Below are 20,908 nucleotides of genomic sequence, written 5' to 3' on the forward strand. Positions count from 1 at the left end.
TTTTGAGGCTGGAAAAACGTGTTGATAGCTAGGCAAAAAATTCGCTATTTAGTTGTTCTAAATGAGAATTTTTTAACGCAGGTAGCGACACGTTTAGCCCCGCAAAATGACTAAGTATTATTGCGGATTGGTATAATTCATATAAGGCTGTAAATCCACACTATGTTTGCAATTGATAATATCATTCTCGTTAGTGCCATTTTAATTTTACTTGGAGTGATCTCGAGCAAGTTATCTGCACGCGTTGGCTTACCGGTGCTAGTACTATTTTTACTTGTAGGTATGCTCGCAGGTGAAGACGGTATTGCAGGTATTTCATTTGATAACGCAGAGGCCGCACATGCTTTGGGTACTCTCGCGCTTGCTATTATTCTATTTGATGGTGGCTTACAAACGCCCACCAGTTCTATTAAACAAGTGTGGAAACCCGCGTCTGCTTTAGCAACCGTTGGGGTGTTATTTACCGCAATAATTACAGGCCTTGTGGCCACTTATATTTTAGACTTGCCCATATTACAAGGTGTTTTACTGGGCGCTATTGTTGGCTCTACAGATGCCGCCGCAGTGTTTGCACTTTTACGAAGTGCGGGTATTCACTTAAATAAAAAGCTTAAATCTACGCTTGAAATAGAAAGTGCCTCGAACGATCCAATGGCTATTTTTCTAACGGTTGGTTTGCTCGAAATGCTCGTTAACGATATGCCAGTAGGCCTTGGTTTACTACAGTTATTTGCTCAACAAATGGGTGTTGGCGCTATTTGTGGTCTTTTAATTGGCAAAGTATCGGTTTGGTTTATTAATCGAATTAAACTAAATGCATCGGGTTTGTATTTAGTGATGGTAACAGCATTTGGACTGCTTTCTTTTGGCCTTTCTGCAACGCTTGGCGGCAGTGGTTTTTTAGCGGTATTTATAACAGGTGTCATTTTAGGTAACAGCAAGTTTGTATATAAACGCGGTATTTTTCTGTTTCATGACGGCTTAGCATGGCTTGGGCAAATAACCATGTTTGTTGTATTAGGGCTCCTTATTAACCCATCGTCATTGGTTGATGTATGGTTAGAAGGATTGCTTATTGCACTGGCACTCATTTTTGTTGCTCGCCCATTAGCTGTAGCGCCTATTTTAAAATTGTTTGGCTTTAATAATCGCGAAACCCTGTTTGTATCTTGGGTTGGCCTTAGAGGCTCAGTACCCATTATTTTAGCTATATTCCCATTACTATTTGGCCTTTCAGGGGCTGAACTTATTTTTAATGTGGTTTTTTTCGTGGTGTTAATTTCAGCCACGTTACAGGGTTCAACAATGCCGTGGATGGCTAAAAAACTAAATTTAGTAGAGCCGCCACCTGATTTGGCTGCTGCAACGCTCGAAATCACAGCACTAAACGATATTGATATAGAAATTGTAGAATACACTTTAAGTGACGTTTCTCGGGTTTCTGGGCGCAGCTTGTCACATGCTGCACTTCCTGAGAGTGTGGTTGTTGCTATGATCACACGAGGTCCGTCAATCATCCCGCCACGAGGCTCAACTAAGTTAAAACCAAACGATCATTTATTTGTTGTTTTAAAACCAGATAACAGACCCTTTGTTGATTTAGTTTTTACAGCAACCGATAAAACAAACCATCAAGATAGCCACTTAGCCCACAACGAACTTAAAGTTAAAGGGGTAACATTGGTAGGCGATATATTTTACTCTTACCACATGCACATAGACGCCCCAGAAGAGATAAGCTTGGAAGAAGTGATTAACCAAAAGCTCGCAGGAGAAGTCAGTAAAGGCGATATTGTTGTTATTGGTAATGTGCAAATACGCGTTATAACAATGGTACATACACGCATAGTTACTATTGGCTTAAAGTATTTAAACAATCCAGAAAAGCGACTTTTAAAGCAGTAATCATTAGCAATGATTTATTAAGTGAAGACGGCACGTTTATAGCGTACGTAGGTTGGGTTGAGTGGCACGAAACCCAACGGTTCTCCAATGTAATGAGCACACCTAAAGCTGAGCATATGTAGTGTTTTTGTAGGCGCATAGCTATTTTTATATTGATATTACCTATTTTAGTTGTTTTATAATTACAAACATAATATCTTAAACTTCAGTTGCTTAGCTCGTTTTGGAATACTTATGGATATTGATTGCTCTCAGGTTATAGAAAAATTTCGAAAATACGGGTTCGAATATAAAAAAAATTCTTCAAACTCTTCTTATTTAACCTTTACGTTCAAATCAGGTTTTTTTCATAATGCAGAAGTTGTTCAATTAGCTAGCAATCCAGCTGATGAAATAGATATAACAAGGAAAATAGAAGACTTAAAAACCCTTGGGGTATCAATAAAGCGAAATAAATACGACACAATAGGGCAAATAGAAGAAGGTCTTTTTGAAGGTTTTTTTGATGTTGAACATTGGAAAATACGTATTCAAGATGAGTACAGTACATATACAGAGTCGATATTAAAAAGCTTTCCAGAATCTGGTCAGCTTGAGTATAAATATATTAATGCTCCATATTCTCTGAGTGAAAATTCTCGTGTGGTACAGGACGTTGATACACCAATAGTAGAAAATATAGCCAATAGTATGAGCGAGAAAGGGGCACAATTAATTTTAATTGAGGCCCCAGCTGGTTTTGGTAAAACATGCACATCGTATGAGCTAATTGATCAGTTAGCTAAGCGTGAAGACAATCCAATCCCGTTTTTTACTGAGTTTTCTCGGGACAGGCAAGCAAGAGTATTTGGACATGTATTTGTTAAAGAAGTTGATCGAGCATTTAGTCAAGTCAAGTCAAACGTAGTTATAGATGAATTGCAAAATGGACGAATCGTTATGGTTCTTGATGGATTTGATGAACTATTAGGGGAGGACTCTAAAGAAAAGCATGAAGATGATTACGAAAATGCTGAGCCTATGCTTGAGACTATAGGTGAACTTCTTGTCAAAAATGCAAAAATTATTATTACTTCAAGAAGGGCTGCGATATTTGATGGAAGTGTCTTTAACGAGTGGCTTGAAAGGTATTCAGATAAATTTATTTTCAAAAGATTTCGTATTCATCAACCTAGAATAGAAGATTGGCTTAATGATGAAAGGCGTTTTTCTTTAAGCGCGGCAGGTTTAGAGCTAGATAAACTATCGAATCCGGTGTTGCTTGCTTATTTACGAGCTTTAAAGTTAGAACAGTTTCACAGTCTCCTCAATACACCAGAAAGAGTTGTTTCACACTACTTCACGGCTATGTTAGAGCGAGAAATGGAAAGACAGAATCTCCCTATGCCCCCTGAAGATCAGACAAAAGTATTGGCTACTATTGCTGAACATATGTGTGAAAAAGATTACACGTCTGATGGGAAAGATAAAATAGTTGAGTTATTTAAAAGTAAATGTTTTCAAATGCTCGAGTCGACTCGAAAACTTTATCCTATAAAAGATAGACCGACAATAGATGAACTAGCTACAACTTTAGCCACCCATGCGTTTTTTGATCGTAGTAATCAAGGTGAAGGTAGAATTGAGTTCATAAACGAATTTGTATTTGGTAATTACATCGCAGAAGCAATTCTAAAATTTGAAGGAGAATGGATTGCTAGTGATGAGAGGTTTGTCGAACCGGCAATATCATCATATAGCGCTAGGACGTTAGGTGAGCGAAAAGCTTTATGGGATAGATTAGAATATATGAAAATATTCTTATCTGATTCTGATCGAATGTCTTATGAAATAAAGATGCTAGGTACAATTGAAAATGAAGATTATTGCGGTACATCTATAAATTCATTAGATGTTAACAACACTACATTCTTTGAAAATAGAGCTGTAGATGGTATTTCATTTAGCAACTGTTGTTTTTCGAATATAGACTTTTACATTGAGAATATAAAAAATGCGACATTTATTAATTGTAAATTTTATGATTGCTCTATTATAGCTGAAAATTTTGAGGAAAATTCAATAGAGTTATTGAATTGTTTAGCTAACAATAACTTTATTTATGAATTAGAAGAACATCAGGTTACTGAAGAACTTAACTTAGCAAGTGAACTTACATTACAGATTTTCAGGAGATACTTTCCTGTTGGCTCTGGCAGTTGTGAACGAATACACATACCACTAGCTAGTATTTATAAAATACAAGTAGACGGTTGTACCAAACGTGATATTACAAAAGAAATAAAGCGTCTAAAAAAAGAAGAGTTACTCATTGATGCAACAGAAGGTTCATATATCGCGATAAATAGTTCGAAAATGGCCGAAATAAAACAACTTATTGGAAGAGTTTAATGAAGTACCCTGTAGAAATAATATCTCAAGAAATACAATCAGAGTTAGTTGAAACATTGAACCAAATGGGGATTATGTATCGTATTTTTGGTCGAGTTAAAGATGGTGTTTCTTTGAAATCGAAGCTAGCAAGAGATATCAATTACGGAGTTACTAAATATCTTCAAGATCTTATAGGTATTCGTATCGTTTTATACTTTACGGATGATATTAAAATTGTTCATGAAGCAATTAGTCGTGTATTTCATGAACGAGAAAAAGATCAAAGTATCGATAATATGAACGCGACAACATTTAAACCAGTAAGATACAATTTAATTTACGACGTACCTGAAGAAAAAGATTATGAGTTATCTCCCGATATACAGAAGAAAGTTGATAAAACTTTTGAACTACAAATTCGTACTGTTTTGTCTGAAGGTTGGCATGAAGTTGAACATGATCTCAGGTTCAAATATCAAGATGATTGGACACAATTTCCGACTGAGTCAAGAATGTTAAATGGTGTTTATGCTTCATTGGAAACGAACGAATGGAATATGATAAAAATATTAGAAGAGATAGCTTATGGACATTATAAAAGGAAAAGTTGGGAAGCAATGATAAGGCAAAAGTTCAGACTGCGTTTAGCTAAAACAAGTCTGAAGGACGATATTATTAATATTTTTAACGATAATGTTAATTTGGCGAAAAAATTCTACAGGATTGATAGAGTCAAAATTATCTCATTATTTAATGAGAAAAAATTCGATTACCCCATCAATGTAAACAACATTATATATTTTTCTAATATTTTTATAGTCAAAGATCAAAGTATAGGTGCGATTACTCCACAGGTATTAGTTGATGAGTACTCATGACTAAATATTTTAATTTTTTAAGAATTAAAAACTCAAATCTCAATTAGATTTCGATATAGAGTAATATCAATTGTTGATCCATTTTCAAATATAGCCCCGGAGGTTAGTGGTAAATTAAATGGCGAGCTAACCACCAACCATCTAAGCCCCACACTGCCTAATCCCAGCTCGCGCATGTTTAAGCGCAATAATCTGCCCTTTACCGTTATGCGCCATAGCTAACATATCACCCGTGTTTATATCGCTTTCAACCGCATGTTTACCCTTTAAATCACTCAACAGCGAATGCTTAATTTGCACTAGCACCTCAAGATTACAGCCAGCAGCTGCGCAGTTGATGTTTTAATAAATACTGGGTTGTTAGGTACTTCAAGTGTGTGCATAAGCCGCTCCAAATTTTATTGATCACTACAATTAGGGTGTTTTCAAAGCTATAACGGGTGGCAAATCAAAAAGGGGTGAAATAATTTTATAAAAAATGTGGGGTTTAGTTACAATAGCCATTCGCAAATATTAAAACTTAACTTTTTAGGCTGTTATGCAACTCATTGAAATAAATAAAGCACGTTACCGTAAGCATTTAAACCGTGTTATTGCAGGATGTGGTATTGGTTTGGCTGTAGGCAGCTTAGCTATATCGCAAACGCTGATTGCTTTATTTCCTGATGAAAGTGGTAGCCACTTTCATTGGAATTTAATAGGCGTTGCTATTACTAGCGTTGGGCTTGCGTGGTTACTTCATAAATATCGTACACATACGTTTATGACAGAAGTTGTTTATGTGTGGGAGCTTAAAAAAGCACTTAATAAAATAACCCGTAAAATGGCTAAGTTAAAAGCCGCTGGCCGTGAAGGGAATGCCGATGCGTTATTAGCGATCCATTATAGTTATGCGGGCTCTCGGTTATTGTGGCAGCTAGACGATAATCTAATTACTATGGACGATTTAGCCATTAAACAAGCTGAGCTTGAATCTGTTGCAGCGCAACATAACGTAACGCTTAACGTTGAAGATTACGACGCAAGTATTTTAAAACAGTTTTAAAACAGTTTTAAAACATAGGTTTTTAAATTAGTTAGAGGAGCCTTAATGAAAAAAATACTCATAGTGTGTTTAGGTAATATTTGCCGCTCGCCAACCGCTGAGGCGGTATTAAAAGCCCGTGCTAAAAAGCTAGGCGTTAACGTTAAAGTTGATTCGGCAGGGACTATTGGTTACCACGAAGGTAAAACGCCTGATAGCCGCTCAATGGCAGCAGGGGAGAAACGTGGTTATAGTTTTAAAGGTATTTATTCGCGCAAAGTACGCAGTAGCGACTTTACTGAGTTTGATTTAATTTTAGCGGCCGATACACAAAATTTAGCTGATTTAAAAGCCCAGTGCCCTGAGCATTTACGCTATAAGCTGGCGCTGTTTTTAGAATACGGCGAGCAAGCCCAAAGCGCTATTCCCGATCCTTATTACGGCGGCGATGATGGTTTTGAAAATGTGCTCGATTTAATTGAAGCGGCTAGTGATAAAATACTCGCTAAAATTTAATTCCTATTTTTATTACTAAGGCTAAATTTAACGAGCTTTTTGTCGTATTGCATGGCGTTCCTAAAGTAAGTACATTTTATGCTTACTCAAAGGGAACTTTATGAAAATAAAAATATTACTACTCACTTTATCTATCGCTTCTTGTTCTACTTTTGCTAACGATTTTAGTTTTTCGATTGGGGGTGGCTATCCTTATTTGATTATTCCTGAAGTGTCTTTATCGGCTAACGATGATACACAGCGCTGGTATGCAAACTACAAAATAGGCCTTGATGATGGTTTTTCAGCAGGTTTTGAACAAGCGGTAAGTGATAATAAAAAACATGCTTTTGGCGCGCTTGTAGGTGCAATTGGCGCAAGAGATACAGACCAAGAGTGTGAAAGTTCAACAAATGATGTAGCAACTGACTTTGCTAATTCGCTAGGTTGTGTAATTGGCGGTATTTTTGATGAAGAAACAACAAACGGCATAGGGCTTACGTACAGCTACAACTTTAATGGATTGAACCGCGCTGGTTTTAGATTAGAGCTAGATGTGGGCTACGGTAAAGCAAGCGATAGCAATGAAAAAAGAGCCGATGGCGGTATTAGCGTAAGTTACGAATTTTAACTACGTGTGTTTTGTATTAGTTAGTTTTAAAAAAGGCGCATAAAGCGCCTTTTTTAATGAGCCGCTTTTAGTGGCGGTTAATTTTAAAGTCGAGTTGTACCTGAGAAGTAGCGCTAACGGGTTTGCCATTTTCGAACTTTGGTGAGTAACGCCATTGCTCAACAGCCGCTTGGGCTAACTTTTCATAATAATCCCTATTAACTTTTAAATTAAAATTAGGTTGACGTAATTACAACAGTTTCTTATTAATATAATTTTTGACTGAATGGTAAAACTACTTAAAGGCGTTCAAAATACAGTTCAGCTTGAGTTGTTGCATTTACAGGTTTTCCATTTTTAAACTTTGGAGCGTAACGCCATTGTTTAACAGCGGCTATCGCTGATTTTTCAAACGCTTTAGAACCTTCAGAACTAATAACCTTAGGATTTTTCACAAAGCCATGGGTATCAACAGTAATCTCTAATATAACTATTACATGACTTTTAGTTTCACCGCGAGGGTATATAGGCTCGGTTATGTAGAGTGGATTTTGCTCTGAGGTATTTTTCCAGTGCGTATTTTTAGCAAAGGCTAAGGCGTGTTTAGTCGCTTTATCGCTTTCATCTTGTTTTTCATATAGCTGAACTAAGCCAACATGCGCATTAAGCTCAAAGCTTTGATCTAAATTTTTATATTTATCAAATAAGCCAACTATACGGTTTAGCCTTTTAGTTGCTTTGTCGTAATCTTTACGGCCACTCTCAAATGAAACCATTAAAAGGTCAGACTTTATACGCTCTACTGCATTATCAGGTAGCTGGGCTTGGTAATATTTATCTGCATCTTGAGCGTATTTTTTCGCTAAAGAATATTCGCTATGGCTAAACCCATAAAGTAATGTTTCTGCAGCTTCAAATTGCATATTAGCGACAAGGCCAGGGTCATTTTGTAATTCAGCGATTTTAATGAGTTGCTTAAAGTATTTGACTGCGGTATCTGATTTATTAGTATGAGTGGCTTTGGCTAGTAGCGTATCCATAGTCTCTATTGAGTTTTCGCCATAGTTTTTAACTAAAATACGGTGGGCCTGTGAATACAAATCAAACCGTTTCTCTTCATTACCATACCCTATAGCCACAAGGTTCTTTGCAACATAACTGTTGATGGCTTTAGCGTAGTTAATAGCAAGATTCGCCGTTTCATTGCTATTTTCTCCATATAGAGCGAGCCCTTTTTGATAAGCAAGTTGTGCTTCTTTTTCAGCTTGTTGTTTGGCTGCAACGAATGCTGAGTCAGTTTCTTCGGCGTTTGCAGATACAACTTGAATGCTATTTACTTGGTTTGCGAAAGTGTAGTTAGCAAAGGCTAATAAGCTTAATCCTATTGATATGGCGAGCTGTTGGTGCTTCATAATAATCCCTATTATTTATTAGCCCATAAAATTACCAAAACTATCAAGGCCTGTCATTATTTTAGTAAATTAAAGTAAACAAGCGAAGTTGTAATATTCGGGTTATTAATTGCTTAACAATCATTGAAAATAACGCCTGTCGTCGCCATATAATTGCCATAAACAGTCTTGTACTACGGTGTATTTATCCTATTTTGTGATATTATCACTTTATTGTCGTGTCGTAGTTATTTAAATATTTGGATTTGTCGTGGCGCAAGTAAGAGCAAGAGTCCAGCTTAATGTTGGCAGAAATAGTGATATCCCTGCAGAAATAATCTCATTTACTGATTTAAAAGATGGTAAAGAACATATTGCTATGGTGTTTAACAACGCTGATACAGAGCAAGATGTACCGCTTATTCGAATGCATTCTGAGTGTTTAACAGGTGATGTATTTTACTCATCGCGTTGTGATTGCGGCGAGCAGCTAAATGAATGTATTGAAATGATGCACGAGCAAGGCGGTATTTTATTGTATTTACGCCAAGAAGGTCGTGGCATTGGTTTATACAACAAAATTGATGCTTACGTACTGCAATCGCAAGGTATGAACACCTACGAAGCTAATAATCATTTAGGCTTTGCTGATGATTTACGTGATTTTTCGGATGCTGTGTTAATGCTTAATGCGCTTAATTTAAGCCACGTTAAATTAATGACCAATAATCCTAAAAAGCTTAACGCATTAAAAGATGCCGGTATTAATGTTGACTCGGTTGTGGGCACGCATGCGCACATTAAAGCGGGTGTTGCGGGTAATAAATCGTACCTAGAAACAAAAATTAAACATGGCGCGCATATGTTAGATATTAAGAAAATTAAAAAACCTTAATCATTTAATTACGTTTCGTCTATTAATACCCCCTCACGCCAAGTTATACTTGGCGTGTTTCGTTTTAAATTAAGAGCAAGTATGTCTACACAATTACGAATTTTTAAAGCCGATGCAGGGCTAAAGTGGTTAAAAGCCGGATGGCTTATTTTTAAAACCCAGCCAGCAACCTTTATTTTTATGCATTTATTTATTGGTATTGTAGGGCTGCTGTCTTTATTTTTACCGCTGCTGCAAGTAGTAGCAGCACTAGCTACGCCATTTTTAACCGCAGGGTTTTACCAAGCGGTGCTTAGTAAGCAGCAGGGCGGAAAAATTATGCTAGCCGATATTCTCAAGCCATTTACGGCTAAGGGAAATCGTTTAGGGTTATTGCGTTTAGCACTTTATCAGATGGGTGCGGGCATTTTAATGGCGTTACTTGCTAATGGCTTATTTGCCGATGCAGTAGCTGTTATGAGCCAACCAGGACTAGATCCAAACGTAGCACTTGAACAAATGCTTGAGAGTATTTCGGGCGCGAATGTCATTTTGTTTTTTATGGCAATGCTAATTTATTTAACGGCGTTTGCTTACGCTGTACCGCTTGTTTATTTTAGTAAAGAAACACGTATTTTAACGGCGCTTAAAAAATCGTTAATGGTGTTTTATCATAACATTTTGCCACTTGGCGTTTTTGGCCTTATTTGCGCATTATTTATGGCGCTTTCGATGTTCTTATCGTTCTTACCACTGTTGATTTTAATGCCGATTTGCTACATTAGCTTTTTTGTATCTTATCAAGCCATTTTTATGCCTGTTGTACCACCAAGTGACGACATTAATGTTAAGCCACTTAGCAGTGAAACAAGCGGGCGTTTTGACGCTTAATGGATGATAAATTAAAGCAAAAACTAAAAAACTATGTACTTTGGTTACTAGGGCGCCAAGAATATTCGCGTCGTGAGTTAACGCTCAAATTACAGCAAAAAGAAGCTACAGAAGAGTTTATTGAAACGCTGCTTGATTGGTGCGAAAAGCATAATTTTATTAACGAGCAGCGATACTGTGAAGGCTTTGTAAGAAAACACATATTTAAATGCCACGGGCTTAAGCGAATACAAAGCGAAGCTATGGGCAAAGGGATTGATCGTTCGCTACTTGAATTGGTAGTTGAAGAGCTTGAAGTAGATTGGTTTGAGCTTGCGCAGGATGCGTACAATAAAAAATATTCAAATACACCGCCAGATCTCGATTACAAAGATAAAGCTAAGCGCGTGCGCTACTTAATGTATCGGGGTTTTAGCTACGATGAAATTAATTTTGCAATGCAAGCACAGTAAATACAGGTGAGACTTTCAAATGCAGCACATGACTACCGCACAAATTAGGCAACAGTTTTTAGACTTTTTTGCCAGCAAGCAACATCAAATAGTACCTTCTAGCTCGCTTATACCGGGTAACGATGCCACGTTGTTATTTAACAATGCCGGCATGGTGCAATTTAAAGATGTATTTTTAGGCGCAGAAAGCCGCCCTTATACACGTGCGACAAGCTCGCAGCGCTGTGTACGTGCTGGCGGTAAGCATAACGATTTAGAAAACGTAGGCTACACTGCTCGCCACCATACATTTTTTGAAATGTTAGGTAACTTCAGCTTTGGTGATTACTTTAAGCAAGACGCGATTAAGTTTGCATGGGAGTTTTTAACTGAGGTAGTAAGCCTACCTAAAGAAAAACTTTTAGTAACTATTTATCATGATGATGAAGAAGCGTTTGGTTACTGGGCTAACGAAATTGGCTTACCTGAAGACCGCATTATTCGTATTGCGACCTCAGACAACTTTTGGTCTATGGGCGATACTGGCCCGTGTGGTCCGTGTTCTGAAATATTTTATGATCACGGCGAGCATATTTGGGGCGGGCCTCCGGGCTCTCCTGAGGAAGACGGCGACCGTTTCATCGAAATTTGGAACCTTGTATTTATGCAATACAACCGTCAAAGCGACGGTACAATGTTGCCTCTACCTAAGCAATCTGTTGATACGGGAATGGGCCTTGAGCGTATTTCTGCTATTTTGCAGGGCGTGCATTCAAACTACGAAATCGATTTATTTCAAGGCTTAATTGCTGCTGCTGCAAGTGTTACTAATGCACAAGACATGGACGACAAGTCACTACGTGTAGTGGCCGATCATATTCGCTCGTGTGCGTTTTTAATCTCAGACGGTGTTATGCCATCTAACGAAGGCCGTGGTTATGTACTACGCCGTATTATTCGTCGTGCTGTACGCCACGGTAATAAGTTAGGTGCACAAGGTTCGTTTTTCTATAAATTAGTTGCTGCGCTAATTGAGCAAATGGGTCAAGCGTATCCTGAGCTTGCTAAGCAACAAGAAATTATCGAAAAAGTATTACGCATTGAAGAAGAACAGTTTGGTAAAACACTTGAGCGTGGCTTAGCTATTTTAGAAGAAAGCTTAAGCGACCTTAAAGGCGATATTATACCGGGCGACTTAGTATTTAAGCTTTACGATACGTATGGTTTCCCTGCTGATTTAACAGCTGATGTTGCGCGTGAGCGCCAGATGACGATTGATCATCAAGGCTTTGAAGAGTGCATGGCTGTACAACGTAAAACAGCGCAACAAGCGGGTAAGTTTGGTGCAGATTATAACGACCAATTAAAATCAGATAAACACACTGACTTTAAAGGTTACGACAGCACGCATTACAGCGCGACCGTTATTGAAATTTTTGCTGGCGGCGAAGCTGTACAGTTATTAGAAGATGGTCAAAAAGGTATTGTAGTACTAGACCGCACACCGTTTTACGCAGAATCTGGCGGCCAAACGGGTGACACCGGTACTATTACAGTTGCTGGTGGCGAATTTAACGTTACTAATACCACTAAGCTTGGTAATGCTTTTGCTCACCACGGTACAGTACAAGGCCGTATTGGTGTTAACGATAAAGTGGATGCAACTATTGATGATACGCGCCGCGACAGCATCAAGAAAAACCATACCGCTACGCATATTTTACACGAAGCACTACGCCAACTATTAGGCGAGCATGTAGGTCAAAAAGGCTCACTTGTTCAGCCAGATCGTTTACGTTTTGATTTTTCGCATTTTGAAGCCGTAACTAAAGATGAGCTACGTGAAATTGAGCGTGTAGTTAATGACGAAATTCGTCGTAACTTTGCACTTAATACTGAGCTTATGGCTATTGATGATGCTAAAGCGAAAGGTGCTATGGCGTTGTTTGGCGAAAAGTACGATGACGAAGTACGTGTAGTAACTATTGGTGACTATTCTATTGAGCTTTGTGGTGGTACGCACGTTGAGCGCGCTGGCGATATTGGCTTATTCAAAATAGTATCTGAAAGCGGTATTGCCGCAGGTGTTCGCCGTATTGAAGCCGTAACTGGTGCAGAGGCTGTAGCGTACGTTAGCGAGCAAGAGCAACAACTTAGCGATGTTGCAGCTTTAGTTAAAGGCGATAGCGCATCGGTACTTGAAAAAGTAACTGCGTTGCTTGAAAAATCTAAAGGCCTTGAAAAGCAAATTGCACAGCTTAGCGATAAGCTAGCAAGTGCAGCGGGCGCGTCTTTACTTGACTCAGTTGTAGAAATTAATGGCGTTAAGTTACTTGTAGCTAACGTTGAAGGGACTGAATCTAAAGCGCTTCGCGGTATGGTTGATGACCTTAAAAACAAGATTGGCTCAGGTGTTATTGCGCTGGGTGTTGCCAGTGGCGACAAAGTAAGCCTAATTGCCGGTGTAACTAAAGACTTAACAGGTAAAGTAAAAGCCGGTGAGTTAGTTAACCATATGGCAGGTCAAGTAGGTGGTAAAGGTGGCGGTCGTCCAGATATGGCACAAGCTGGTGGTAGTGAGCCACAAAATCTTGCTGCTGCACTAGATAGCGTTACAGCTTGGTTAACTGAGCGTACTTAAGCCTAAGTGGCGCTTATTGTTCAAAAATTCGGTGGCACTTCGGTCGGCTCAATAGAGCGAATTGAAGCGGTCGCCGACCTTGTTGTTAAAACCAGACAACAAGGACATCAAGTGGTTGTGGTTCTCTCTGCTATGTCGGGAGAAACCAACCGCTTAATTAACCTCGCCAAACAAATTGATACTCGCCCGAGTAGCCGTGAACTAGATGTACTTATTAGCACCGGAGAGCAGGTTTCTGTATCACTGCTTGCTATGGCTATTATCAAACGTGGTCATTCAGCTGTAAGCTTATTAGCCGATCAAGTCAATATTCTAACCGACAATATGTTTGGTAAAGCCCGTATTGAAGACGTTGCCGCTACACGTTTAAAGCATGAGCTTGAGCATAACCGCATTGCTATTATTGCTGGCTTTCAGGGGCGTGACGTTGAGGGCAATATTACAACGCTTGGACGCGGCGGCACCGATACATCGGCTGTAGAAATAGCAGCGGCTATAAAAGCCGACGAATGCCAGATCTATACAGACGTTGATGGCGTATATACTACAGATCCTCGTGTTGAACCTAACGCGCGCAGAATGAGCCAAGTTACTTTTGCCGAAATGCTAGAGCTGGCAAGTTTAGGCGCAAAAGTTTTGCATATTCGCTCGGTAGAAGCTGCAGGTAGACACAATGTGCCACTTAGGGTGCTTTCTAGTTTTAATCCTGATGAAGGCACATTAATAAGTTTTGAGGAGAACGATATGCCAAGCAAGGTGGTATCGGGGATTGCGTTTAATCGTGACGAATGTTTAATTAAAGTAGATGGTGTGCCAAGCGGTACGCAATATCTTTCAAAAATATTGAAACTTTTTGCTGATAATGGCATCGAAATAGATATGATTAATCAAGTTAATCATATCTTTGAAAAAATAGACTATGCTTTTACTGTGCACTCGAATGATTATCTGCAAGCACTTGAATTATTGAGCGAAGATCAAGCTCAACTCAGTGCTCAAAATATAAGCGGATTACCAACAGTAGCTAAAGTTTCTGCTGTTGGAATGGGTATGAAATCGCATTCTGGTGTAGCAAGTTTATTTTTTGATGCATTAGCGCAGGAAAATATTAATGTAGTTTTAGTCTCGACTTCTGAGATTAAAATTTCAGTTTTAATAGATGAAAAGTACCTAGAGTTGGCAGTTCGTGCATTACACAAAGCATTTTTAACAGAAAATGGATAGATTGAGAGTTTTTACTTACTTTTCAGTCTAATTTTCATTAGTATGTTTAAGCGGAATCTTATAATTTTTATTGGAACATGGGAGCAAGAGAATGCTAATACTAACTCGTAGAGTAGGTGAAACCCTAATGATTGGTGACGAAGTAACAGTTACTGTTCTAGGTGTTAAAGGAAATCAAGTTCGAATCGGTGTTAATGCACCAAAAGACGTATCAGTGCATCGTGAAGAGATTTACATGCGCATACAAGCTGAAAAGTCGAACCCTAATCCGGGCAATGCTTAATCAACACGTATACGTAGTTGAGTAATTAGCTCAACTAGACTAAAAGCCACTCACTGAGTGGCTTTTTTGTTTATAAAAGCGAGTGTTTCTGGGGTTAGTATTTGTTTTGAAATGTACTGCATTCCGCTTTTATTTTTAATAATAATACCTTGCTGAGTATCTATTACTTCGCTTATGTCTTGCCAAGTTAGCTGAAAGTTTTTGTAATGATTAGCCGATTTAATGCCTTCTTCATCAAAGGTAAGTGTTACCTCAGAGCCTGACGCTCTGCTGAGCATTTGTCTGGTTACCCACCAAGGTCTGCGATAGTAAAAAGCGACGCACTCTAGTACACCTAGCATGATCATAAATGATCCTAAGTAATGATCGTTTAAAACATAAATGCCAAATAAACCAAGCGCAACGAGGAGTACAAGTAAAAAGTACTTAGGTTTGGCGCGCTTACTGTACGGGAGTGACTCATCAAAGCACTCGTAAAAGTAAGGTTTATCTAGTGTGTAGGTTGTTGTAAATGCCATATTGCCTTGCTTTAAATATCGTTTTTTTTATTTTAACAAGCTAACCGCTAAATGAGCAGCTTTATAGTCAGTGATTTTATTACAGACACAAAAAAACGGCCCTAAGGCCGTTTTTTAGCGATACAAGAAGAATTAACAGTTAGTTTCTTCAGCGTTCACGCCTTCTTTAACATTTTCACATGCATCTTCTACTTTGTTTTGCACGTCAGTTACTGCTTCGTCAATACGTTCGCCTGCGTCTTCTGCGTGATTGTCTTCACAACCCATGATGAAGAAACTTGCGAATAGACCGATTAGTGCTGCTTTTACAGTTGTTGAATTCATAATGTAATTCCTTGTAAGTATTAATTAAATTTTAGTGTTTGTTAGTTGAATGCTTTATCTACCTGGGTGATTTACCACGTAGTGCACCTGAAACTAATGAGATCACTAAAAGTACTAAAAATATAAAAAATATAATTTTTGCTATACCAGCTGCGGCACCTGCGATGCCACCAAAACCTAACACTGCAGCGATTAAAGCAATAACTAAAAATGTAATTGTCCAGCGTAACATTGTTTTCTCCTTGGTTATCAAATTTGCTCATAACAACTAATGCCAGTTATATGCCAAAGTTTATTTTTGTTTTATATCAGGTAGTTATGGTTTTTAACTGTGTTTTTAGTTATTAGTTAGTTAGTAATTTTTACGCTTTGTTATGTAAGTTATTCACACTGTTACAAGTTACTGGTAAATATTCACTAAAAATAATTTTTTTGGTAAGACCAATTAACAATTGATGTGTGTTTTTGTACTTATTATAAAATTTGGCGGTTATTTTTATTAAGTCGAATAGTTAATTAACAACTTCCATATAACTATTAGCTATAGTCGTTATTTTCTGTATGTATTGTAGGGCGCATGATTGCTGAGTTATGGCATGTAAATTTGTTGAGTGTTATGTTGTTTATAGTTTAATTGGTTTTACCAATTTACAAGATGTAGACAATGCGACTAGTTTTGTTATTATCCAGTGAATAAATATTTAATTAAATCGATTTTTTATTTTCGATATGGGTTTCAAGGGGGAGAAAAATGGATATAGGTGCTCTACTCACAACGGCTGGTAGCTTAATGCTGACTGGCATGGTTGGAGTGTTTGTATTTCTGTCGATATTAATTGGTGCAGTAACGCTTATGTCTAATTTGGTGACGCGCTATAGCGAACCAGAGGCATCACCAGCTAAATCACCGTCTTTTAAATCTCAAGGTGTGCCTAATGAGCACATCGCTGCTATTAGTGCTGCCATTGCTCAGTACAAATCAAATAATAAATAAGGGGCACACACATGGCTAAATTAAAATTAACAGAATTGGTATTACGCGATGCGCACCAATCATTGCTCGCAACACGTATGCGCTTAGACGATATGCTACCTATTGCTAGCAAGCTAGATGATGCAGGTTATTGGTCTATTGAATCGTGGGGCGGTGCTACATTTGATTCGTGTATTCGTTATTTAGGCGAAGATCCTTGGGAGCGTATTCGTGCGCTTAAAAAAGCGATGCCTAATACTAAACAGCAAATGCTATTACGCGGTCAAAACCTATTAGGCTACCGCCATTACGCTGATGATGTAGTTGAAAAGTTTGTAGAACGCGCACATAAAAATGGCGTTGACGTATTTCGTATTTTCGATGCAATGAACGATGTACGTAACCTAGAAACAGCGATTAAAGCGGCTATAAAGGTAGGCGCGCATGCTCAAGGTACTATTTCGTACACGGTAAGTCCTGTTCATACGCTTGATATGTGGCTGACTCTTGCTAAGCAATTAGAAGATTTAGGCTGTCACTCAATTTGTATTAAAGACATGGCGGGTTTATTAAAGCCGTACGACGCTGAAAAACTAATTAAAGCTCTTAAAGAAACCGTATCGGTTCCTATTGCTATGCAGTGCCACGCTACAACAGGTTTAAGTACTGCGACTTATCAAAAAGCGATTGATGCAGGCATTGATATGCTTGATACCGCTATTTCATCTATGAGTATGACTTACGGGCACACAGCAACTGAAACTATTGTATCGATAGTTGAAGGGACTGAGCGCGGTACTGACCTTGATTTAAACCATCTAGAAGAAATTGCTGCTTACTTTAGAGATGTACGTAAAAAATATGCGGCATTTGAAGGTAGCTTAAAAGGGGTTGATGGTCGTATTTTACTCGCTCAAGTACCTGGTGGCATGCTTACAAACATGGAAAACCAACTTAAAGAGCAAGGCGCGGCAGATAAGCTTAATGAAGTTTTGCTTGAGATCCCACGGGTACGTGAAGATCTTGGTTTTTTACCTTTAGTAACACCCACGTCGCAAATTGTAGGTACTCAAGCAGTACTTAACGTGCTAACCGGTGAGCGTTATAAAACAATTACTAAAGAAACTGCTGGCGTATTAAAAGGTGAATATGGCTTAACACCAGCACCAATGAATAAAGAGCTACAAGAGCGTGTGCTTGATGGAGCAGAGGTTATTACTTGTCGCCCTGCAGATAACATTGCACCAGAGCTTGCAACGCTTGAAGCTGAATTACTAAAAGAAGCGCAAGAGCAAGGTTTAACACTGGCTGATGAGCAAATTGATGACGTACTAACTTATGCATTATTTCCGCAGGTTGGTTTGAAATTTATTAAAAATCGTAATAACCCTGATGCATTTGAGCCTATTCCTACCGTTGAAGATAAGAGCAATAAGGCAGCACCAAAATCGGGATCAAATAATAACAGCGTTAAAGCTGAGCAATACAGCGTAAAAGTAGATGGTAAAGTTTACGACGTAGTAGTGGCGCAAGGTGGTGAGCTAAAAGAAGTAACATTAAAAGACTCTGAGCACATTCCTCAGTCTGCTTCAGTTGCATCAGGTGAAACACTTAATGCCCCTTTAGCCGGTAATATTTTTAAGATTAAGGTAAAAGCTGGGCAAGTTGTTAACGAAGGTGATGTAGTGATTATTATGGAAGCCATGAAAATGGAAACCGAAATACGCGCAATGCATACCGGAACTATTGCCGAAGTGTTGGTTGGTGAAGGCGATGCCGTAACTACCGGCGACGCTATGATTGCATTAGCTTAGGAGCAAATAGAGGATGGACGGTATTTTAAACCTCTGGAATGCGACCGGCATTGCTAACTTTACAATCCCATCGTTAATTATGATTGCGGTAGGGTGTTTATTACTGTTTTTAGCGATAGCTAAAGGCTTTGAACCACTATTATTATTACCAATTGGTTTTGGTGCAATTTTAACAAATGTACCAGTGGCAGGTTTGTCAGACCCAGGTGGGCTTTTGTATTACGTTTATTACGTGGGTATTGATACGGGGATTTTTCCGTTATTAATATTTATGGGAGTAGGGGCGCTGACCGACTTTAGCGCGCTTATTGCAAACCCACGTATGTTGTTATTAGGTGCGGCTGCACAGTTTGGTATTTTTGCTACACTGTTTGGCGCAATATTACTTAACTATGTGCCAGGCTTTGAGTTTACTTTACAGGATGCATCGGCTATTGCGATTATAGGTGGAGCAGATGGACCGACTGCAATATTTTTAGCGTCAAAACTGGCACCTGATTTACTTGGTGCAATAGCGGTAGCCGCATACTCATACATGGCACTTGTGCCAATTATTCAGCCGCCAATTATGCGTGCGTTAACAACCCCAGAAGAACGTAAAATTAAGATGCCAGAGCTTCGCAAAGTATCTAAAAAGGAAAAGATTATTTTTCCTCTTATGGTGCTTAGTTTAACGGCTATGTTTTTACCGGCTGCTATACCGCTTGTAGGTATGTTTTGTTTAGGTAACTTAATGCGAGAGTCGGGTGTTGTTGATAGATTAAGTAACAGTGCTCAAAACGAAATCATCAATGTTACAACTATATTTTTAGGTTTAGCTGTAGGTTCAAAGCTTGCTGCAGATAAGTTTTTAACTGTTGAGACGATTGGTATTTTAGTGCTTGGCGCACTGGCTTTTGCAATTGGTACGGCATCTGGCGTATTTATGGCAAAAGGACTTAACCGCATATCTAAAACACCTATAAACCCATTAATTGGAGCGGCAGGTGTATCGGCTGTGCCAATGGCGGCACGAGTAGTTAATAAAGTTGGCCTTGAAAGTAACCCACATAACTTTTTACTTATGCATGCTATGGGACCCAACGTAGCGGGTGTACTTGGTAGTGCAGTTGCTGCGGGTATTTTATTAGCACTTGTTGGCTAATAATTAACGTGGTAGTTAATAAATGATTTAGCGCAGTTTACTGCGCTTTTTTTTGTTCTTAATTTGTTCACCGCTAAATAGTTTCTTGTTCAGCGCTTTTTGTTTACAGTAACAGCTCTTCAAAATTTTAAGGATAGTTATCATGCTTCACACACCTTTAGCAAAGCACTTACCTCATGTTAGTAAACTTGTATTCGGATGCATGGGTCTGGGCGGCGGTTGGAATAAAGACGCAATCACTGATGCACATGTTAAGCAAACTCATGAATGCATAGATAACGCTATTGAAGGTGGCATTAACTTTTTTGACCATGCTGATATTTATACTTTTGGTAAAGCGGAGCAGGTTTTTGGTAAAGCATTAAGCGAGCGACCAGAGCTTAGAGAGCACATGTATATTCAATCTAAGTGTGGGATTCGTTTTGAAGATGACTTAGGGCCAAAGCGCTATGATTTTTCATCAAAGTGGATTGAGCAATCAGTTGAAGCATCCTTGAAGCGATTAAATACAGACTATTTAGACGTACTTATGCTACATCGTCCTGATCCACTCATGGAAGCTAACGAAATTGCTCGCATATTTAGTTGCTTAAAAGAAAGCGGTAAAGTGCGCAATTTTGCAGTATCAAATATGCAGCAACATCAAATGAATTTTTTACAGCATGCACTTGATATGCCGATTGTGGCTAATCAAATTGAGGCTAGTTTACAAAAACATCAGTTTGTTGATGAAGGTGTATATGCCGGTAACAGTGACGGTAAGGATCTTAATTTTACGCCCGGTAGTATTGAGTACTGTCGCCATTTTGAAATTCAAATTCAAAGCTGGGGCAGTTTATGCCAAGGATTATACAGCGGCAGTGATTTATCAAACGCATCGCAGGCTGATATAAACACCAGTCTTTTAGTTAATAAGCTGGCTGCACTTTATGATACGTCTGCTGAGGCTATAGTCATTGCATGGTTACTGCGCCATCCCGCATCTATTCAGCCGATTATTGGAACAACTAATGCCAAGCGTATTAAAGCCTCTTGTGATGCTGTAAACGTACAGCTAACTCGTGAGCATTGGTATGCACTTTATGTAAGCGCTAAAGGCCATGAGCTACCATAAG

At 38.7% G+C, this 20,908-nt stretch carries 21 protein-coding genes and 1 pseudogene; 16 read left to right on the plus strand and 6 right to left on the minus strand.

What is annotated here, in order from left to right:
* Nucleotides 1-162: 162 nt before the first annotated feature.
* The 3 genes from GQR54_RS03095 (at nt 163) to GQR54_RS03105 (ending at nt 5,156) form a co-directional block, all read left to right on the plus strand.
* Entirely contained in the window at nt 163-1,905 is a 1,743-nt protein-coding gene (locus tag GQR54_RS03095; RefSeq protein WP_166376502.1) for a potassium/proton antiporter, read from the plus strand.
* 234 nt (nt 1,906-2,139) lie between these two features.
* Entirely contained in the window at nt 2,140-4,296 is a 2,157-nt protein-coding gene (locus GQR54_RS03100; RefSeq protein ID WP_166376503.1) for a right-handed parallel beta-helix repeat-containing protein, read from the plus strand.
* Nucleotides 4,296-5,156: a RelA/SpoT protein gene (locus GQR54_RS03105; RefSeq protein ID WP_166376504.1), complete on the plus strand. Its 861-nt coding sequence runs from the start codon at nt 4,296-4,298 to the stop codon at nt 5,154-5,156. Before GQR54_RS03100 ends, GQR54_RS03105 begins: the two co-directional genes overlap by 1 nt.
* Nucleotides 5,157-5,297: 141 nt before the next feature.
* On the opposite strand, the gene GQR54_RS03110 is transcribed toward GQR54_RS03105, so the two are convergent.
* The gene (locus GQR54_RS03110; protein WP_165742055.1) at nt 5,298-5,456 is read right to left on the minus strand and encodes a hypothetical protein; all 159 of its coding nucleotides are present in this window, start codon (nt 5,454-5,456) and stop codon (nt 5,298-5,300) included.
* A gap of 238 nt (nt 5,457-5,694) precedes the next feature.
* Between GQR54_RS03110 and GQR54_RS03115 the strand changes: the two genes are divergently transcribed.
* The 3 genes from GQR54_RS03115 (at nt 5,695) to GQR54_RS03125 (ending at nt 7,306) form a co-directional block, all read left to right on the plus strand.
* On the plus strand, nt 5,695-6,201 hold the full coding sequence (locus GQR54_RS03115) for a DUF3087 domain-containing protein (protein ID WP_007583795.1): 507 nt from the start codon (nt 5,695-5,697) through the stop codon (nt 6,199-6,201).
* 45 nt (nt 6,202-6,246) lie between these two features.
* Nucleotides 6,247-6,696 carry a low molecular weight protein-tyrosine-phosphatase gene (locus GQR54_RS03120; protein ID WP_166376505.1) on the plus strand — a complete coding sequence of 150 codons (450 nt, stop codon included), beginning with the start codon at nt 6,247-6,249 and terminating at the stop codon, nt 6,694-6,696.
* A gap of 100 nt (nt 6,697-6,796) precedes the next feature.
* Complete coding sequence (locus tag GQR54_RS03125; protein WP_166376506.1) at nt 6,797-7,306, plus strand: hypothetical protein; 510 nt, start codon at nt 6,797-6,799, stop codon at nt 7,304-7,306.
* A 67-nt stretch (nt 7,307-7,373) separates the two neighbouring features.
* Here the strand turns inward: GQR54_RS03125 and GQR54_RS19700 are convergent.
* Both GQR54_RS19700 and GQR54_RS03135 read right to left on the minus strand, forming a co-directional pair.
* Nucleotides 7,374-7,493, minus strand: a pseudogene (locus GQR54_RS19700) (energy transducer TonB); the annotation flags it as partial.
* A gap of 91 nt (nt 7,494-7,584) precedes the next feature.
* Nucleotides 7,585-8,697: an energy transducer TonB gene (locus tag GQR54_RS03135; RefSeq protein ID WP_166376507.1), complete on the minus strand. Its 1,113-nt coding sequence runs from the start codon at nt 8,695-8,697 to the stop codon at nt 7,585-7,587.
* 250 nt (nt 8,698-8,947) lie between these two features.
* Here GQR54_RS03135 and ribA point away from each other — a divergent pair, with 250 nt between their 5' ends.
* The 6 genes from ribA to csrA all read left to right on the plus strand — a co-directional run bounded on the left by ribA (nt 8,948) and on the right by csrA (nt 15,020).
* The gene (ribA, locus tag GQR54_RS03140) at nt 8,948-9,571 is read left to right on the plus strand and encodes a GTP cyclohydrolase II (protein WP_007583803.1); all 624 of its coding nucleotides are present in this window, start codon (nt 8,948-8,950) and stop codon (nt 9,569-9,571) included.
* An 81-nt stretch (nt 9,572-9,652) separates the two neighbouring features.
* Nucleotides 9,653-10,441 carry a BPSS1780 family membrane protein gene (locus GQR54_RS03145; protein ID WP_007378958.1) on the plus strand — a complete coding sequence of 263 codons (789 nt, stop codon included), beginning with the start codon at nt 9,653-9,655 and terminating at the stop codon, nt 10,439-10,441.
* Nucleotides 10,441-10,893 carry a regulatory protein RecX gene (locus GQR54_RS03150; protein WP_121954069.1) on the plus strand — a complete coding sequence of 151 codons (453 nt, stop codon included), beginning with the start codon at nt 10,441-10,443 and terminating at the stop codon, nt 10,891-10,893. Before GQR54_RS03145 ends, GQR54_RS03150 begins: the two co-directional genes overlap by 1 nt.
* Before the next feature lie 19 nt (nt 10,894-10,912).
* Entirely contained in the window at nt 10,913-13,513 is a 2,601-nt protein-coding gene (gene alaS / locus GQR54_RS03155; RefSeq protein WP_166376508.1) for an alanine--tRNA ligase, read from the plus strand.
* A gap of 6 nt (nt 13,514-13,519) precedes the next feature.
* Complete coding sequence (locus GQR54_RS03160; protein ID WP_101217461.1) at nt 13,520-14,737, plus strand: aspartate kinase; 1,218 nt, start codon at nt 13,520-13,522, stop codon at nt 14,735-14,737.
* A 91-nt stretch (nt 14,738-14,828) separates the two neighbouring features.
* The gene (gene csrA / locus GQR54_RS03165) at nt 14,829-15,020 is read left to right on the plus strand and encodes a carbon storage regulator CsrA (protein ID WP_004587515.1); all 192 of its coding nucleotides are present in this window, start codon (nt 14,829-14,831) and stop codon (nt 15,018-15,020) included.
* Between the two features lie 50 nt (nt 15,021-15,070).
* On the opposite strand, the gene GQR54_RS03170 is transcribed toward csrA, so the two are convergent.
* The 3 genes from GQR54_RS03170 to GQR54_RS03180 form a co-directional block, all read right to left on the minus strand.
* Nucleotides 15,071-15,538 (minus strand): YcxB family protein, encoded by a 468-nt coding sequence (locus GQR54_RS03170; RefSeq protein WP_166376509.1) that lies wholly within the window; start codon nt 15,536-15,538, stop codon nt 15,071-15,073.
* Between the two features lie 132 nt (nt 15,539-15,670).
* Nucleotides 15,671-15,862, minus strand: coding sequence for a hypothetical protein (locus GQR54_RS03175; protein ID WP_007378921.1), 192 nt, complete (start codon nt 15,860-15,862; stop codon nt 15,671-15,673).
* Nucleotides 15,863-15,920: 58 nt separating this feature from the next.
* Complete coding sequence (locus GQR54_RS03180) at nt 15,921-16,094, minus strand: DUF1328 family protein (protein WP_002961939.1); 174 nt, start codon at nt 16,092-16,094, stop codon at nt 15,921-15,923.
* A 519-nt stretch (nt 16,095-16,613) separates the two neighbouring features.
* Here GQR54_RS03180 and GQR54_RS03185 point away from each other — a divergent pair.
* The 4 genes from GQR54_RS03185 to GQR54_RS03200 all read left to right on the plus strand — a co-directional run bounded on the left by GQR54_RS03185 (nt 16,614) and on the right by GQR54_RS03200 (nt 20,907).
* A complete protein-coding gene (locus tag GQR54_RS03185) occupies nt 16,614-16,856 on the plus strand; it encodes an OadG family transporter subunit (RefSeq protein ID WP_007583814.1) in 243 nt (80 codons plus the stop codon).
* Between the two features lie 11 nt (nt 16,857-16,867).
* A complete protein-coding gene (gene oadA, locus GQR54_RS03190; RefSeq protein ID WP_166376510.1) occupies nt 16,868-18,649 on the plus strand; it encodes a sodium-extruding oxaloacetate decarboxylase subunit alpha in 1,782 nt (593 codons plus the stop codon).
* Nucleotides 18,650-18,662: 13 nt separating this feature from the next.
* Nucleotides 18,663-19,793 carry a sodium ion-translocating decarboxylase subunit beta gene (locus tag GQR54_RS03195; protein WP_076925246.1) on the plus strand — a complete coding sequence of 377 codons (1,131 nt, stop codon included), beginning with the start codon at nt 18,663-18,665 and terminating at the stop codon, nt 19,791-19,793.
* A gap of 142 nt (nt 19,794-19,935) precedes the next feature.
* A complete protein-coding gene (locus GQR54_RS03200; protein WP_165727246.1) occupies nt 19,936-20,907 on the plus strand; it encodes an aldo/keto reductase in 972 nt (323 codons plus the stop codon).
* Nucleotide 20,908: the final 1 nt, after the last annotated feature.

This window comes from Pseudoalteromonas sp. Z9A4, assembly GCF_011378845.1.
GTDB lineage: Bacteria > Pseudomonadota > Gammaproteobacteria > Enterobacterales > Alteromonadaceae > Pseudoalteromonas > Pseudoalteromonas arctica.